Annotated in this window: 12 protein-coding genes; 8 read left to right on the forward strand and 4 right to left on the reverse strand. The window is 64.1% G+C overall.

Going from position 1 to position 14,510, the window contains the following annotated elements; genetic code table 11:
- Positions 1-334: 334 nt before the first annotated feature.
- Positions 335-550 (forward strand): hypothetical protein, encoded by a 216-nt coding sequence (locus ACFOMF_RS04100; protein WP_386361514.1) that lies wholly within the window; start codon positions 335-337, stop codon positions 548-550.
- 657 nt (positions 551-1,207) lie between these two features.
- Here ACFOMF_RS04100 and ACFOMF_RS04105 read toward each other — a convergent pair.
- Positions 1,208-2,122: a LysR family transcriptional regulator gene (locus ACFOMF_RS04105; RefSeq protein ID WP_386361516.1), complete on the reverse strand. Its 915-nt coding sequence runs from the start codon at positions 2,120-2,122 to the stop codon at positions 1,208-1,210.
- Between the two features lie 117 nt (positions 2,123-2,239).
- Here ACFOMF_RS04105 and gcl point away from each other — a divergent pair, with 117 nt between their 5' ends.
- The 4 genes from gcl (at position 2,240) to ACFOMF_RS04125 (ending at position 7,511) form a co-directional block, all read left to right on the forward strand.
- The gene (gene gcl / locus ACFOMF_RS04110; protein ID WP_386361518.1) at positions 2,240-4,021 is read left to right on the forward strand and encodes a glyoxylate carboligase; all 1,782 of its coding nucleotides are present in this window, start codon (positions 2,240-2,242) and stop codon (positions 4,019-4,021) included.
- A gap of 181 nt (positions 4,022-4,202) precedes the next feature.
- Positions 4,203-4,985, forward strand: coding sequence for a hydroxypyruvate isomerase (gene hyi / locus ACFOMF_RS04115; RefSeq protein ID WP_386361519.1), 783 nt, complete (start codon positions 4,203-4,205; stop codon positions 4,983-4,985).
- 38 nt (positions 4,986-5,023) lie between these two features.
- Positions 5,024-5,914 carry a 2-hydroxy-3-oxopropionate reductase gene (locus ACFOMF_RS04120; RefSeq protein WP_386361521.1) on the forward strand — a complete coding sequence of 297 codons (891 nt, stop codon included), beginning with the start codon at positions 5,024-5,026 and terminating at the stop codon, positions 5,912-5,914.
- A 319-nt stretch (positions 5,915-6,233) separates the two neighbouring features.
- Positions 6,234-7,511, forward strand: coding sequence for a glycerate kinase type-2 family protein (locus ACFOMF_RS04125; RefSeq protein WP_386361523.1), 1,278 nt, complete (start codon positions 6,234-6,236; stop codon positions 7,509-7,511).
- Between the two features lie 17 nt (positions 7,512-7,528).
- Here ACFOMF_RS04125 and ACFOMF_RS04130 read toward each other — a convergent pair whose 3' ends face one another.
- The 3 genes from ACFOMF_RS04130 to ACFOMF_RS04140 all read right to left on the reverse strand — a co-directional run bounded on the left by ACFOMF_RS04130 (position 7,529) and on the right by ACFOMF_RS04140 (position 11,539).
- Positions 7,529-8,842 carry a CitMHS family transporter gene (locus tag ACFOMF_RS04130; RefSeq protein ID WP_386361525.1) on the reverse strand — a complete coding sequence of 438 codons (1,314 nt, stop codon included), beginning with the start codon at positions 8,840-8,842 and terminating at the stop codon, positions 7,529-7,531.
- A 227-nt stretch (positions 8,843-9,069) separates the two neighbouring features.
- Positions 9,070-10,821: a sensor domain-containing phosphodiesterase gene (locus ACFOMF_RS04135; RefSeq protein ID WP_386361527.1), complete on the reverse strand. Its 1,752-nt coding sequence runs from the start codon at positions 10,819-10,821 to the stop codon at positions 9,070-9,072.
- 181 nt (positions 10,822-11,002) lie between these two features.
- Positions 11,003-11,539 carry a DUF3087 domain-containing protein gene (locus tag ACFOMF_RS04140; protein ID WP_386361529.1) on the reverse strand — a complete coding sequence of 179 codons (537 nt, stop codon included), beginning with the start codon at positions 11,537-11,539 and terminating at the stop codon, positions 11,003-11,005.
- 259 nt (positions 11,540-11,798) lie between these two features.
- Here ACFOMF_RS04140 and ACFOMF_RS04145 point away from each other — a divergent pair, with 259 nt between their 5' ends.
- The 3 genes from ACFOMF_RS04145 to ACFOMF_RS04155 are packed head-to-tail and all read left to right on the forward strand — an operon-like array spanning position 11,799 to position 14,507.
- A complete protein-coding gene (locus tag ACFOMF_RS04145) occupies positions 11,799-13,187 on the forward strand; it encodes a hypothetical protein (protein WP_386361531.1) in 1,389 nt (462 codons plus the stop codon).
- 31 nt (positions 13,188-13,218) lie between these two features.
- Positions 13,219-14,082, forward strand: a complete 864-nt coding sequence (locus tag ACFOMF_RS04150) for an alpha/beta fold hydrolase (RefSeq protein WP_386361533.1) — start codon at positions 13,219-13,221, stop codon at positions 14,080-14,082.
- A complete protein-coding gene (locus tag ACFOMF_RS04155) occupies positions 14,079-14,507 on the forward strand; it encodes a hypothetical protein (RefSeq protein WP_386361535.1) in 429 nt (142 codons plus the stop codon). The genes ACFOMF_RS04150 and ACFOMF_RS04155 overlap by 4 nt, the downstream gene beginning before the upstream one ends.
- Positions 14,508-14,510 lie beyond the last annotated feature (3 nt).

Raw genomic sequence — 14,510 nt, forward strand, 5'->3', positions numbered from 1 at the left:
GGAGCTACTGCTGCGTGATGAGGTGCGCCGCCAAGCTCAGCAACTGGAGTAGATTTGTGGGGATTCCTCAGGGACAGACCCCGATTTTCGTTCCGATTTTCGTTCGATTTTCGTTTGTGCGGCGTACGGACTAAACGTCGAAGCTAATGAATCCTCATTGAGGGCAAGTCGTGTAGAGAGCCTTTACGAAGCATATGAGCAGATCCATCGTAATGGCTTATAACAACTGGTTGAAACCGCTCGCCTCGCTCACTGGGACGAGCTGAAGTCCGCCCCTTTAAACAAGCGTTATGCTATTCAAAGAGTATTCATAACCCGAAAGAGGAGTATTAAAATGAATAAAGAGAAAATTTTGGCGGCGATTCAGGGTTTCTGTAAAAACAACACAAGCAGACAACGAAAAGATTTGTACGATCACCTTAACAAGGAGCTAGGGCTAAGCCTAGATGTATATGATTACGATGGAAGAAGTGACCGTGCAAGATTTTCTTGTGATGCTGATTCTCAAGCGTGGGAGACGGACTACATCCTTAAAAAGCTAAGCAAATAGCATAACAAACGCAGGCACGACGATGGCTTTTCCGTTGCGGCTTCGCCTCCACGACAAAGCCACGCGGGGAGGAATCGAGGACAGACTCCAATTTCCCCCGCAGAACCGCCGGCCGTCAGGGGATGACCGAGGGAGCTCAACCTCGCTGACCTGCATCAATGCGCGGTCGGCCGGGAGCTAGGATCTTCCAAGAGCGGATTTTCTTGAGGAGATCGCAAAATGTCGTCGACCGATACCGAGCAGCAAGCCCTGCGCAAGGAAATGCGAGAGGCCGCACAGGCTATGGAAGCCATGTTCACACGGCGCTTGGCCGAACAAGCGACCACCGGTGCCGCCCGAAGCTGCCGCGGCCTTGCCGGTCGCCGGCGCGAACAAACCCGGTCAGGATCGAGCGCTTCCTCGTTGGAACAAACTGACCCAGGGAGCGACCGAGGCTGGTTTTTCACAGGCGCGGCGTAATCGAAAACTGAAAACAAAAAACCAGGGACAGACCACGCTGGCTTTCTTAGCTGCTACACCACGGTCAGTTCTTTCCAATCTGGACCGTTCGCCGCCCCATCGACCCCCAGCGAGTCCTTAACTGCCTTGCTCGCTGTTTGCTCGCCGATGACCTGCTTGCGGCAACCGTATTCGCAGGTCAGTTCGTGCTCGGGCAGTTCATGAACGACGCACCTCCCAATAGCCCGGTGCGTTGTAGATATCCCTGAGGTAGTCGATGAAGAAGCGCACCTTCGCCGGCAGGTAGCGCTGCTGCGGATATACCGCCTGGATGTCGTACGCCGGCAAGGCGTACTCGTCGAGTACCGTCACCAGTTCGCCGCGCTTGAGCTCGGCCTGGATTTCCCAGGTCGAGCGCCAGCCGATGCCCAGGCCCTGCTTGACCCAGTCGAACAGCAGTTCGCCGTCGTTGCAGTCGAGGTTCCCCGCCACCCGCACCGCCACCTGGCGGCCGTTGCGCAGGAAGGTCCAGCCGCGCTGCTGGCCGCCCTGCAGGTTGAACGCCAGGCAATTGTGCCGCGTCAGTTCCTCCAGCGTCTGCGGCGTGCCGTGGGCGGCGAAGTACTCCGGCGCGCCGCAGACCACCCGGCGGTTGGAGAACAGCTTGAGCGCCACGTAGTTGGGGTCGGTGACCTCGCCAATACGGATGCCCATGTCGTAGCCGTGTCGCACCAGGTCGACCACGCTGTCGGTGAAGTTGAACGACAGCTGCAGGTCCGGATAGCGCGCCTGGAACGCTGGCGCGTGCGGGCCGATATGCCGACGGCCGAACGCCGCCGGGGCCGACACCACCAGGTGGCCGCGCACGGAGGTGCGGTCGTGGCTGATGCTGGCGTCCACCTCGTCGAACTCCTTGAGCAGCACGCGGGCCCGTTCCAGGTACTGCTCGCCCAGGTCGGTCAGCGACAGTCCGCGCGTGGATCGGTGCATCAGCTTGACGCCCAGGTGGCGCTCCAACGCGTCCAGGCGCCGCCCCATCACCACCGGGGTCACGCTTTCCTTGTGCGCGGCGGCGGCGAAGCTGCCGCAATCGGCGACCAGCACGAAGCTGCGCAGGGTCGTATAGCGGTCCATTCGATACTCCTGATATCGAGAGAACTGAAGTCTCGGCCAATTCCGCCTTTCGTTCCAGGCCTGCATGCTTGAGCCACGTAGGAAAACTATCGAATAAGAGTCAGGAGGAAACGATCCATGGCGCGTATGAGAGCAATCGATGCCGCGGTAGCGGTAATGCGCAAGGAGGGTATCGACACCGCCTTCGGCATTCCCGGCGCGGCGATCAACCCACTGTATTCGGCCCTGCGTGCCGATGGCGGCATCCGCCACATCCTCGCCCGCCACGTCGAAGGCGCCTCGCACATGGCCGAGGGTTACACCCGGGCCAAGCCGGGCAACATCGGCGTGTGCATCGGCACCTCCGGTCCGGCCGGCACCGACATGATCACCGGCCTCTATTCCGCCTGGGCCGATTCCATCCCGATCCTCTGCATCACCGGCCAGGCGCCTCGCGCACGGCTGTACAAGGAAGACTTCCAGGCCGTGGATATCGAATCCATCGCCAAGCCGGTGACCAAATGGGCCGTCACCGTGCGCGAGCCGGCGCTGGTGCCGCGCGTGTTCCAACAGGCCTTCCACCTGATGCGTTCGGGTCGGCCCGGCCCGGTATTGATCGACCTGCCGTTCGACGTGCAGATGGGCGAGATCGAGTTCGACATCGAGACCTACGAGCCGCTGGCGGTGTACAAGCCGCGCGCCAGCCGCGCGCAGATCGAGAAGGCCATCGACATGCTCTGCGCCGCCGAACGTCCGTTGATCGTCGCCGGTGGCGGCATCTACAACGCGGGAGCCGAGGCGCTGCTGGTGGAATTCGCCGAGACCGTCGGCGTGCCGGTGATCCCGACGCTGATGGGCTGGGGCTCGATTCCAGACGACCATCCCCTGATGGCCGGCATGTGCGGCTTGCAGACCAGTCATCGCTACGGCAACGCCAACATGCTGGCCTCGGACTTCGTGCTCGGCATCGGCAACCGCTGGGCCAACCGCCACACCGGCTCGGTGGAGGTCTATACCAAGGGCCGCACCTTCGTCCATGTGGACATCGAGCCGACCCAGATCGGCCGTGTGTTCGCCCCCGACTACGGCATCGTTTCCGACGCCGGCGCCGCGCTGGAACTGTTCGTCGAGGTCGCCAAGGCGCGCAAGGCCGAGGGCCGCCTGCCGGATCGCCGCGCCTGGGCCGCCGACTGCCAGGAACGCAAGGGCACCCTGCTGCGCAAGACGCACTTCGACACGGTGCCGATGAAGCCGCAGCGCGTCTACCAATGCATGAACAACGCCTTCGGCAAGGATGCCTGCTACGTCAGCACCATCGGCCTGTCGCAGATCGCCGCCGCGCAGTTCCTGCACGTCTACAAGCCGCGCCACTGGATCAACTGCGGCCAGGCCGGCCCGCTCGGCTGGACCATCCCGGCGGCCCTCGGCGTGGTCGCGGCCGATCCGCAACGCAAGGTGGTGGCGCTGTCGGGCGACTACGACTTCCAGTTCATGATCGAGGAGCTGGCCGTGGGCGCGCAGTTCAAGCTGCCCTACATTCACATCCTGGTGAACAACGCCTACCTCGGCCTGATCCGCCAGGCGCAGCGCGGCTTCGACATGGACTACTGCGTGCAGCTGGGCTTCGAGAACATCAATTCCGACCAGCAGGGCATGGAGGGTTATGGCGTCGACCACGTCGCGGTGGTCGAGGGCCTGGGCTGCAATGCGCTCCGCGTGTTCCGCCAGGAAGAGCTGCGTCCGGCCATCGAACAGGCCGAGGCCTGGATGGCCGAGCACCGGGTGCCGGTGGTGATCGAGGTGATCCTCGAACGGGTGACCAACATCGCCATGGGCACCGAGATCGACGCCATCAACGAGTTCGAAGCGCTGGCCAGCGGCCGCGAGGACGCGCCAACCGCGGTCGGCCTGCTGGATTGATTTGACACCGCGTGGAAGACGCTTCGCGATCTTCCACGGGGCGGCCATCCGTCCTACGAAGCAACCGTAGGGTGGATATCGCAAAGCATATCCACCGAACCACACCACCGAAGCACCGTAGGGTGGATGTCGCGTCAGCACATCCACCGAATTGGGCCCTACAGATCAGGAGATACGCTCCATGCCCCGCTTTGCCGCCAACCTGTCCATGCTGTTCACCGAGCAGGACTTCCTCGACCGTTTCGCCGCTGCCGCCGAAGCTGGCTTCACCGGCGTCGAGTACCTGTTTCCCTACGACTACCCCGCCGAGGAGATCAAGGCCCGCCTGGATGCCAACGGCCTGACCCAGGTGCTGTTCAACCTGCCGGCCGGCGACTGGGCGGGCGGCGACCGCGGCATCGCCATCTTCCCCGAGCGGGTCGAGGAATTCCGCGCCGGCGTCGACCAAGCCATCGCCTACGCCAAGGTACTGGGCAACACCCAGGTCAACTGCCTGGCCGGCATCAGGCCGCAGGGCGCGGACGAGGCCGCGGTCGAGCGCACCTTCGTCGAAAACCTGCGCTACGCCGCCGAGAAGCTCCAGGCCGCCGGCATCCGCCTGGTCATGGAGATGATCAATACCCGGGACATCCCGCGCTTCTACCTGAACACCACCCGCCAGGCGCTGGCGATCCGCGACAAGGTCGGCCACCCCAACCTGTATCTGCAGTACGACATCTACCACATGCAGATCATGGAAGGAGACCTGGCGCGGACCATCGAAAGCAACCTGGCGGCGATCAACCACGTGCAGCTCGCCGACAACCCGGGCCGCAACGAGCCGGGCACCGGCGAGATCAACTACCGCTTCCTGTTCGAGCACCTGGACCGTGTCGGCTACCAGGGCTGGATCGGCTGCGAGTACAAGCCGGCCACCACCACCGCGGCCGGCCTCGGCTGGATGAAAGCGCACAACGTGATCTGAACCGACGCGACTCAGACTGAATCGAGAGGAGAACACTCATGGCTAAAATCGGATTCATCGGCACCGGCATCATGGGCCTGCCCATGGCTCAGAACCTGCAGAAGGCTGGCCACAGCCTCTTCGTCTCCAGCCACCACGACGCGGCACCGGCCGCCCTGGTCGAGGCTGGCGCCGTCGTCCTGGCGAACCCGAAGGAAGTCGCCCAGGAGGCCGAGTTCATCATCGTCATGGTGCCGGACACCCCCCATGTCGAGGAGGTGCTGTTCCGTGACAGCGGCATCGCCGAGGGCGTCGGCCCGAACAAGCTGGTGATCGACATGAGCTCGATCTCGCCCAGCGCCACCAAGCAGTTCGCCGAGAAGATCAAGGCGACCGGCGCCGACTACCTGGACGCCCCCGTATCCGGCGGCGAAGTGGGCGCCAAGGCGGCCACCCTGTCGATCATGGTCGGTGGCAGCGAGGAGAGCTTCGCTCGCGCCCTGCCGCTGTTCCAGGTCATGGGCAAGAACATCACCCTGGTAGGCGGTAACGGCGACGGCCAGACCGCCAAGGTCGCCAACCAGGTCATCGTCGCGCTGAACATCCAGGCCGTCGCCGAGGCGCTGTTGTTCGCGGCGAAGAACGGCGCCGATCCAGCCCGGGTCCGCGAGGCGCTGATGGGTGGCTTCGCCGGTTCGAAGATTCTCGAAGTGCATGGCGAGCGCATGATCAAGGGCACCTTCGATCCTGGCTTCCGCATCAGCCTGCACCAGAAGGATCTCAACCTGGCTCTGGCCGGTGCCCGTGAACTGGGCCTGAACCTGCCCAACACCGCCAACGCCCAGCAGGTGTTCAGCACCTGTGCGGCCATCGGCGGCAGCGGCTGGGACCACTCGGCGCTGATCAAGGGCCTTGAGCACATGGCCAACTTCTCGATCCGCAAGGAATGATCGAGCAGCGAAAGCGTTGAGTTGAGCCTGCGTTACCCTTCGTCGGACCCAGATAGCGATGCGGGGTATCGCAGCGCTCAACGCCATTTACCGCAGCAAACGACGAACCAGGGATGCGTGACGCGAAGCGATAGCCATCCCAGGGCATACAGCGACATCCGCACTCACAAGGTGCGCCCCCTTTCGACCTGCTCGGCAGAAGGCGTCACGGCCCGATTGCCGGGTGGGTCGATTCCAACCCTTAGCGCTTGCTTTTTTACTTGCATAGCCGAGCGCTAAGGTCTGGAATCGGCCCCAGACCTCATACAAGGAGCTGCACATGACCCTCGACCCGCAAGCCTTGCTGCGCGAACTGTTCGCCGCCGCCATCAATGCCGCTCACCCGCGCCAGGTTCTGGCCGATCATCTGCCCGCCGATCGCAGCGGGCGTGCCATCGTCATCGGTGCCGGCAAGGCCGCCGCAGCCATGGCCGAAGCCATCGAAGCGGCCTGGGAAGGCGAGATCTCCGGCCTGGTGGTGACCCGCTACGGGCACGGTGCCGACTGCCGCAAGATCGAAGTGGTGGAAGCCGCGCACCCGGTGCCGGACGATGCCGGCGAGCGCGTCGCCCGTCGGGTACTGGAACTGGTCAGCGATCTCGAGGAAAGCGACCGGGTGATCTTCCTGCTGTCCGGTGGTGGCTCCTCGCTGCTGGCGCTGCCGGCCGAGGGCATCAGCCTGGCCGACAAGCAGGCAATCAACAAGGCGCTACTGCGCTCCGGCGCGCACATCGGCGAAATGAACTGCGTGCGCAAGCACCTTTCGGCAATCAAGGGCGGTCGCTTGGCCAAGGCCTGCTGGCCGGCCAGCGTCTATACCTACGCGATATCCGACGTGCCCGGCGACGAGGCCACGGTGATCGCCTCCGGACCGACCGTCGCCGACCCCACGACCTCGGCCGAAGCCTTGGCGATCCTGACGCGCTACGAGATCGAGATTCCGCCGAACGTGCGTGAATGGCTGGAGGACCCGCGATCGGAAACCGTGAAACCGAACGATCCCTGCCTGTCGCGCAGCCATTTCCAACTGATCGCCACGCCGCAGCAGTCGCTCGATGCGGCTGCGGAAAAGGCCCGCGCCGCTGGCGTCACGCCGCTGATCCTCGGCGACCTGGAAGGCGAGGCCCGCGAGGTGGCCAAGGTCCACGCCGGCATCGCCCGCCAGGTCATCCTGCACGGCCAGCCGATCGCCCCGCCCTGCGTGATCCTCTCCGGCGGCGAAACCACGGTCACCGTTCGCGGCAACGGTCGCGGCGGACGCAACGCCGAATTCCTGCTGAGCCTGACGGAGAATCTCCGGGGCTTGCCGGATGTGCATGCACTGGCCGGCGACACCGATGGCATCGACGGCTCGGAAGACAACGCCGGCGCCCTGATGACCCCGGACAGCTACGCCCGCGCCCAGGCGCTAGGCCTGCGTGCCGCCGACGCCCTGGCCAACAACGACGGCTACGGTTACTTCGCCGCGCTGGACAGCCTGATCGTCACCGGCCCGACGCGCACCAACGTCAACGATTTCCGCGCCATTCTCATCCTGCCACCGGACGCCCGCAAATAGGGGACAGACCCCAATAACTAGAACAGCCCCATACCCCAGGCCACCATGAACAGCACCAGCGAGAAGCCCCACATCCACCACAGCGAGTAGCGGATGTGCCGTCCCAGGTCCAGCCCGGCCAGACCCAGGGCCAGCCAGAGTGCCGGGGAGAAGGGGCTGATGAAGGTGCCGATGATATTGCCGATGGTCAGTGCGTACACCACGCTGGCAGGCTCCACGCCGTGAGTGCCGACGACTTCCAGCGCCACCGGCAGCAGGCCGAAGTAGTAGGCGTCGGTGCTCAATACCAGCTCCATGGGCAGGCCGAACACGCCCAGGACGATGTGCAGCATCGGTACCATCGGCTCGGGCAATACGCGCACCAGATCCTGGGCGATGGACGACAACATCCCGGTACCGGTGAAGATCCCCAGCATCGAGCCCGCGGCCAGGATGATCATGCCCATGGTCAGGGCCGAGGGTGCGTGCGCCCCGATGCGCTGCATCTGGACTTTGCCACCCGGATAGTTGATCAGCAGGGCTGCCGACAGGCCGATCATGAAGATGTAGCCAGCCGGCAGCACACCCATGAACAGCGCGACGATCACTATCAGCAGCAAGGCTGCGTTGATCCAGATGCGTCCGGGACGTTGCAATTCGAGCTCCGCGGCGGACGCATCCTGCAGGCCACCAAAGGTTTCCACCGGCCCGCCCGGATCGACGTCGCCAGTCGCTGCCGCGATGCGGCGTTTTTCCCGCCAGCCGAGAAGCGCGGCCATGGCCACCAGCAGTACCGCGCCAAAGATCTGCACGGGAATCAGCCCGTGCCACAGCTCGGTCACGTCGATGCCCGTCACCGCCGAGGCACGGCCCAGCGGCCCCGCCCAGGGCACCATGTTCAGAATGCCCGCTCCGAGGGCAAGCAACAGCAGCATGAGGTAGGGGCTCATGCGCAGCTCCTTGTACAGGGGTAACAACGCCGGGACCGTCAGCAGAAAGGTGGTCGCGCCCGCGCCGTCCAGGTGGGCCAGCATGCCGATCACTGCTGTGGCCACGGTCACGGCGATCACGTTGCCCCGGGTGATCCTCACCATCGCGTTGATGATGGGGCGGAACAGCCCGGTGTCCTGCAGCACCCCGAAAAAGGTGATGGCGAACACGAACATAGTGGCGATGGAAATCACCCGTCCAAGCCCTTCGGTGTAGAAGCCCGAAATGGCTTCAGGCCCGAAGCCGGCGGCGAGCGCCCCAAGCAGTGGAACCACGATCAGCGGCAGGATGGGGGACATGCGTCCGATAAGCAGGAGCAGTACCAGACTGCCGATGGTCAACAAGCCGATCAAGGTCAGCATGCCGATGTCTCCTATTGTTATTGATGTGCGCAACCGAACAGAGCCTAAGGGGTGAAACTTTCACGAACCTTTAAGCAGGCGACTCTGAACTGGAAGCGCCTGGGGATGGAGACTGGTTTTCGGCCGAGGCGCTGCGGGAAACGGACCGGGCTGCGAGGCAGCCTTTGCCCGATTCCGCCCGTCAGGCGCGGAGGTTCAGCTCTTGCATCGCAGGACGGTCTGCTCTTTCACCAGCCGGTAGCAAGCCAATCCTCGAACAGGTGCGCGCGCAGCGGTGGCGACATCAGGTAGCCCTGGGCCTCGTCACACCCCAGCGACCGCAGCAGGTCATAGACCGCCTGGGTTTCCACACCCTCGGCAACCACGCTGTAGCCCAGATCGTGAGCCATGGTCACCATCGAACGGACCAGGGTCTGGCTACGCGCTTGCTCGCTCAGTCGCATGATGAACGAGCGGTCGATTTTCACCACTTGCGCGGCGATCTCCTGCAGATACGACAGGCTGCTGTAGCCCGTGCCGAAATCGTCGATCGCGGCTCTGACTCCGGCGGCAGCGAGCAGACCGAGCTGGCGGCGGGCCAACGGGCCGTTGCTGATGAGGGCGCTTTCGGTCAACTCGAGTTCAATGGCGGTTACCGGCAAGCCGTGCTCATCGAGGGCTCCCAGCAGCCTAACGGCGAAATCCTCTTCTTCCAGGTTGGCGGCCGTGATGTTGATCGATATGCACAGCCCGATCCCGCTGCGCCGCCAGGTCGCGGCCTGCTCGAGCGCTGCGCGGATGACCCAGGCGGTGAGCGGCCTGGCCAGTTGTGTCTGCTCCACCAGCGGAATGAATTCCGCCGGTGAAATGGCGCCGAGGGCTGGATGCTCCCAGCGAATCAAGGCTTCGACGCCAACGCAAGCGCCAGTGGCCATGGCGACACGTGGCTGGTAGTCCAGGCGCAGCTGGCTCGGACTGGCGAGCGCGGCGCGAAAGTCGCGGAGCAGTGTGAAACGGCGGCGGTGGCAGGCATCCAGCTCGCTCGAATAGAGACCTACGCCCGTTTCGTCTTGGCGTGCATCCTGACAGGCGCCATGGGCGATGCGCAGCACGCTTTCAGCATTGGCCTCCCCCAGCCGGAAAGGCGCGACGCCCACGGCCGGACGAATCAGCATCGCAGCGGTTTCGTCGGGGGCCAGGCCGGCCAGGCCTTCGCGGACTCGGGAGGCAAAGGCAAGGGCGGCGTGCTCATCGCTGCTGGGGAGCAGGTGAACGAACTGACAGGGGCTGACGCTGTAGATCCGCGCCCCGCCAGGGAGGCTGAGCTGTAGGTGAAGCGCAGCGGATCTGGCGAGCGTATCGACGAAGGTGGGCCCCAGGGTACGCTGGACAGCGGTGATCTGCGCCAGGTCGATAAGGTCGGTGAACAGGGCGAAACGGTCGCCCCCCGGCTCGTCGCGCGCCAGGTCTTCAAGATCCTCGGCGAACTGACTGCGATTGGGCAGGCCGGTCAATGGATCGATACGGCCGAAGGCGTGTTGCATCTCGATCTGCGCCATCACCATGGAAGCCAGATCGCGTAACGCGGCGCGCTCCTGATCGCTGATCTGGCGGGGCTCGTTGCCCAGTACGCACATCGCGCCCAGGGTGAAGCCGTCTCGGGTCAGCAAGGGTGCTCCGGCGTAGAAGCGGATGCCGGATTCGGCCAGCACGCTTTCGCGGTAAACGTCCGACTCCAGCAGATCGTTGACCACCAGCATGTCGGAGAGGTCGGCCACTTCCCCGCAGCAGGCCTTGAGCCGGGGAATTTCGCAGTGGTCCACCCCGACCCGGGACTTGAACCATTGGCGATCGTGGTCGGTGAGCGAGACCGCAGCGATGGGCAGGTTGAATAGCTGGCTGGCCATGCGGGTGATCCGGTCGAAGCTTTCGCTCGGTGGGGTGTCCAGCAGGTTCAACTGCTTGAGCGCAAGAAGGCGCTGCTGCTCGTAGGACATCATGATCGGGGAATCTCCAGAATGCGTGACGGAGCCGGGCCGGGTATGGTTGACGTAGCGGGGGTGCAGAGAAGCCTGTCGAGGCGAGTGGTTCGAGTAGAACCCCTGCGGCGATGCCGCACGAACGAAGGGTGCCTGAAAGTGTTAGCGGCCAGCCACGCAGGAGCTTGAGCCGCTTGCTCTACTACTTCTTGGCTACCTTGTACTTCTTCACCGCTTCCAGCCACGCGGGGTCGTAGCAGGTCTGCTCGGGGGCGAGGTCCTGCTCCTGCATGCGTTCGAGATGCTGGTCGGACTTGCGGGCAAAGTCCGCTTCGGCGGAGGAGTTGCCATCCAGCCGATGCATCTGGGCAACGCCCAGGTGGTAGAAGCGCAAGAGTTTCATCGCCGCGGGGTCGCCAGCCGCCACCCCCGCCTCTACCTGATGCATGACGTTGGTGATACGCATCAGGTTGCGCTTGAGCTGCCAACCATAGGCGGCAGCTGCCATGAATGGCTGGTGCCAGAGCTTGTGCCGCACGATGAGGACGGTCAGGACCAACCCGGCGAGGATGCCGGCCAGGTTCCAGCGAAAGTTGTTGCCACCAGGCTCGCCGAAGAGCGCCACCGACAGCGTCGCAAGGCCCATGCCGAGGGCGGCGAAGATCGCGATCACCACCAGGCTGCTCTTGCGGGTCTGGCGACGATAGCTTTCCGGGTCGAAGGGAGTGATTTCAAACATTGGCCTCACCCGGATACGGCCAGCCTGCCGGCCGACCCCTTGCTGCTGATGGGCATAACGAACTCCTGTGTACTGGGCTTCCCAGTGTAGCCGCTGCGCGCCAGCAAAGGGCTCTCCGACCTTCCACGGGCAGCCGCAGCGCTGACAAATCCTCAAACATGACCGCCCCGACGGGGCTGAACTCACCTCCTGAGACCCCGTCTACCGAGCAACGGCGGCCCTTGGCCGTCCCGATACTCATCCTTCATGCAGGATTCCAATGGCTCCTCCGTCCGGCATTGCCAAGTTCGATTCCGCCTGCGCCATGGCCCAGTCGCTGGGGCGTTTTCTCAACGACCGAGACTTCGCCGGTTTGGGCCAGGCGAAGATCATGCAGACTGCGGTCAAGGGCGCTGATCTGCTGCCACGCCACTTGCGCGAGCAGACCTTCGCCCATATGGGCGCACGGGAAGGCGTCAAGCCAAAGAAAGTCGAGCAGGCGGACATGGATGAGGTGGCCAACTGGCTCGCCACCCTCTATCCGCAGCGCCGCTACCCTGCGTTGATGATCGGCTCCTCCAATGGGGCTCTGGTGCACCTGGCCGCCGCCCTGGGTATTCCCTGGCTGCCGCAGACGATTCTCACCCTCATCGACCAGAAGGACGTGCATCCCGACGATCCGGTAAAGGCGATGGAAACGGAGATCGACACCGCACGCCGATTCCTCGACGCCAATCCCGGTTCGCAGCTTCACCATATGCACGACCCTAGCCAGGATCGCCTGATGCTCGGGCTCATCACCTATTACAGATCCAAGTTCATCAGGTTGCCGGCTGCCTACCGGGACTTCATCAGCGCCTCGCTGGAGCCTGGCGGGACGCTGTACGTTGTCGAATGCAACCGCCGCTGGCCCACCAAACGGCTTGGCGATCGGCATTTCTTTCAGTTCGGCGCCGAAGGTGGAGCCACCCAGGACGAGTATTTCCATGGGGGTGAACGGGTAGCCGAATACCTCCAGCGATACGACTCGCCGGTCAGCCGCTGGCAACCCCCTGAGCCCGATACCGACAGCCCGGAAGCCGAGTGGGGCTTCGAGCCGTCCCTGCGCCCCGAGCTGCTGGAACTGGCCCGCGACAATGGTTATCGGGTGGTACGCATCCTGTTCGATGAGCCGGAACAGACCAGCCCTCTGATTGCCGAGCTGTACCGTGACTGGTACCAGGCGCTGGATCTGCCGACCCGGCGCCTGGTGGTGGAGTCATTCATTCTCCACGAGCCGTACTGGACGCTGCGTACCGGCTCGGTGCCCTACTGGATGACCTTCAACATGCAACCGTCGCTGGACAACCTCAACCGCTACCTGGACCAGGCCGAACCCTACGATGAGATCTTTCTCATGCTGTTCGCGCATGGGGTCGACTCCATCGGGCTCCCGCCCATCGAGGCCTGGCAGAGGATGCTCCAGCGCGCGCGTGCGCGCGGCGAACTGCTCGGGCTGAAACCTGACACGTACCCGGCGCACTTTTCCCACTTTGCCCGCTACAGCGAGGCATTGAAGGGGGCGGTGGAGGATCACTATCCGCTGCCGGCACCCATGTCGCTGGACCAGGCCGAGCGTTTCATCCATGCCCGTGGCGGCCACCACGGCGTACGGCTGGAGAACGTATGAGGGAGCCCGGGAGGTGAACCGGCGGCATTTCATGCGCGTCGTCGTTGCGCTGGGAGGCGGTGCGCTGGCGGCTCGGGCTTGGGCGGACGACCCGGCCGACTTCGGCTTCGCGCCAAGGCACGAGGCCATGGACCCCGGCAGCCTGGCTTCGCATTTCAGCGAGGTCGAGGGGCTGCGCATACATGCCCTGAGGTCGCTGGACGCCGCACCAGCTGACGCGCCGGCGCTGGTACTGGTGCACGGATCGGGGCTGTCCGGCCAATACATGATCCCCACGGCGCGCGAGCTGACCGACGACTTCAGGCTGTACATCCCCGATATCCCTGGCTACGGAGACAGTGGCGATCCCGGCAGGGTGCTCAACGTGCCCGAAATGGCCGACTGGCTGGACGCCTGGATGGATGCCGTGGATCTGCCAAGGGCGTCCTTTCTCGGCAACTCCTTTGGTTGCCAGGTCATCGCCGATCTCGCGGCACGTTATCCCGCGCGGGTCGACCGGGCGATTCTCCAGGGCCCCACCACGCCGCCGGATGAACGCTCGGGCTTCTGGCAGTTCATCCGCTGGCGGCAGAACAATGCCTACAACCCCGACTGGCTCGGTGATGTCACCGCCGATGATTACGAGAAAGCCGGGCTGTGGCGGCTGTTCCGCTCGTTCATGTATCAGATCACCGATCGCATCGAGGACAAGGCACCGAGGGTCGAGGCACCCGTGCTGGTGATCCGTGGCGAGCACGACCCCATCGCCCACCAGGCGTTCTGTGATCTGCTGGTGACGCTGTTCCCCAACGGAGAACTTCACATCATTCCCGAGGTCGCCCACACGCTGGTGGTCACGGCCCCGGATGAGGTGGCCCGGGCAACCCGCGACTTCATCCTCGAGGCGCCCGCATGACCGCCCGCAGCCACCGGCTGCTGGGCGCAGCCGAAGCCGTCCTGCTGCTGTTGCCGCTCACCCTGCTGACGGTGGCGATTCTGGTATTGTCCTATCCGGCCTACCCGATCCCCTTGCGCACCCTGCAGGTGATCTTCGATCTCGCTATGCTGGCCCAGGTAGTGGCGATCATCGCCGGCTGGCGGCTGATGCTGGGTTACCTGCGTCATGGGCCGGCGGGGCTGGCGCGAACTCATCGGGGCTGGCTGGGGGTGTTGGCCATAGGGGCGGCGATCGGTTTGGTGGGTGGTGCGATCGCAATCTGGCACGCCTTCAACCCGGCCAATGCGCCTGATCTGGTCGGCTACGCGCTGCTGGCCCCCGCTGCACTGCTCATTCCGTTGTGGCTGCATTGGCAGCTGCAGCGCAGGCGCTGGAAGGGCTGAACG

This window comes from Stutzerimonas tarimensis, from assembly GCF_042648805.1.
In the GTDB taxonomy this organism is placed as follows: domain Bacteria; phylum Pseudomonadota; class Gammaproteobacteria; order Pseudomonadales; family Pseudomonadaceae; genus Azomonas; species Azomonas tarimensis.

Excerpts from the sequence above, each read along its gene's own strand:
- ACFOMF_RS04145 (WP_386361531.1), top strand. The coding sequence starts at position 11,799 with ATGGCTCCTCCGTCCGGCATTGCCAAGTTCGATTCCGCCTGCGCCATG.
- ACFOMF_RS04155 (WP_386361535.1), top strand. The coding sequence starts at position 14,079 with ATGACCGCCCGCAGCCACCGGCTGCTGGGCGCAGCCGAAGCCGTCCTG.
- hyi (WP_386361519.1), top strand. The coding sequence starts at position 4,203 with ATGCCCCGCTTTGCCGCCAACCTGTCCATGCTGTTCACCGAGCAGGAC.
- ACFOMF_RS04135 (WP_386361527.1), bottom strand. The coding sequence starts at position 10,821 with ATGATGTCCTACGAGCAGCAGCGCCTTCTTGCGCTCAAGCAGTTGAAC.
- ACFOMF_RS04150 (WP_386361533.1), top strand. The coding sequence starts at position 13,219 with ATGCGCGTCGTCGTTGCGCTGGGAGGCGGTGCGCTGGCGGCTCGGGCT.
- ACFOMF_RS04125 (WP_386361523.1), top strand. The coding sequence starts at position 6,234 with ATGACCCTCGACCCGCAAGCCTTGCTGCGCGAACTGTTCGCCGCCGCC.
- ACFOMF_RS04140 (WP_386361529.1), bottom strand. The coding sequence starts at position 11,539 with ATGTTTGAAATCACTCCCTTCGACCCGGAAAGCTATCGTCGCCAGACC.
- ACFOMF_RS04120 (WP_386361521.1), top strand. The coding sequence starts at position 5,024 with ATGGCTAAAATCGGATTCATCGGCACCGGCATCATGGGCCTGCCCATG.
- ACFOMF_RS04130 (WP_386361525.1), bottom strand. The coding sequence starts at position 8,842 with ATGCTGACCTTGATCGGCTTGTTGACCATCGGCAGTCTGGTACTGCTC.
- ACFOMF_RS04105 (WP_386361516.1), bottom strand. The coding sequence starts at position 2,122 with ATGGACCGCTATACGACCCTGCGCAGCTTCGTGCTGGTCGCCGATTGC.
- gcl (WP_386361518.1), top strand. The coding sequence starts at position 2,240 with ATGGCGCGTATGAGAGCAATCGATGCCGCGGTAGCGGTAATGCGCAAG.
- ACFOMF_RS04100 (WP_386361514.1), top strand. The coding sequence starts at position 335 with ATGAATAAAGAGAAAATTTTGGCGGCGATTCAGGGTTTCTGTAAAAAC.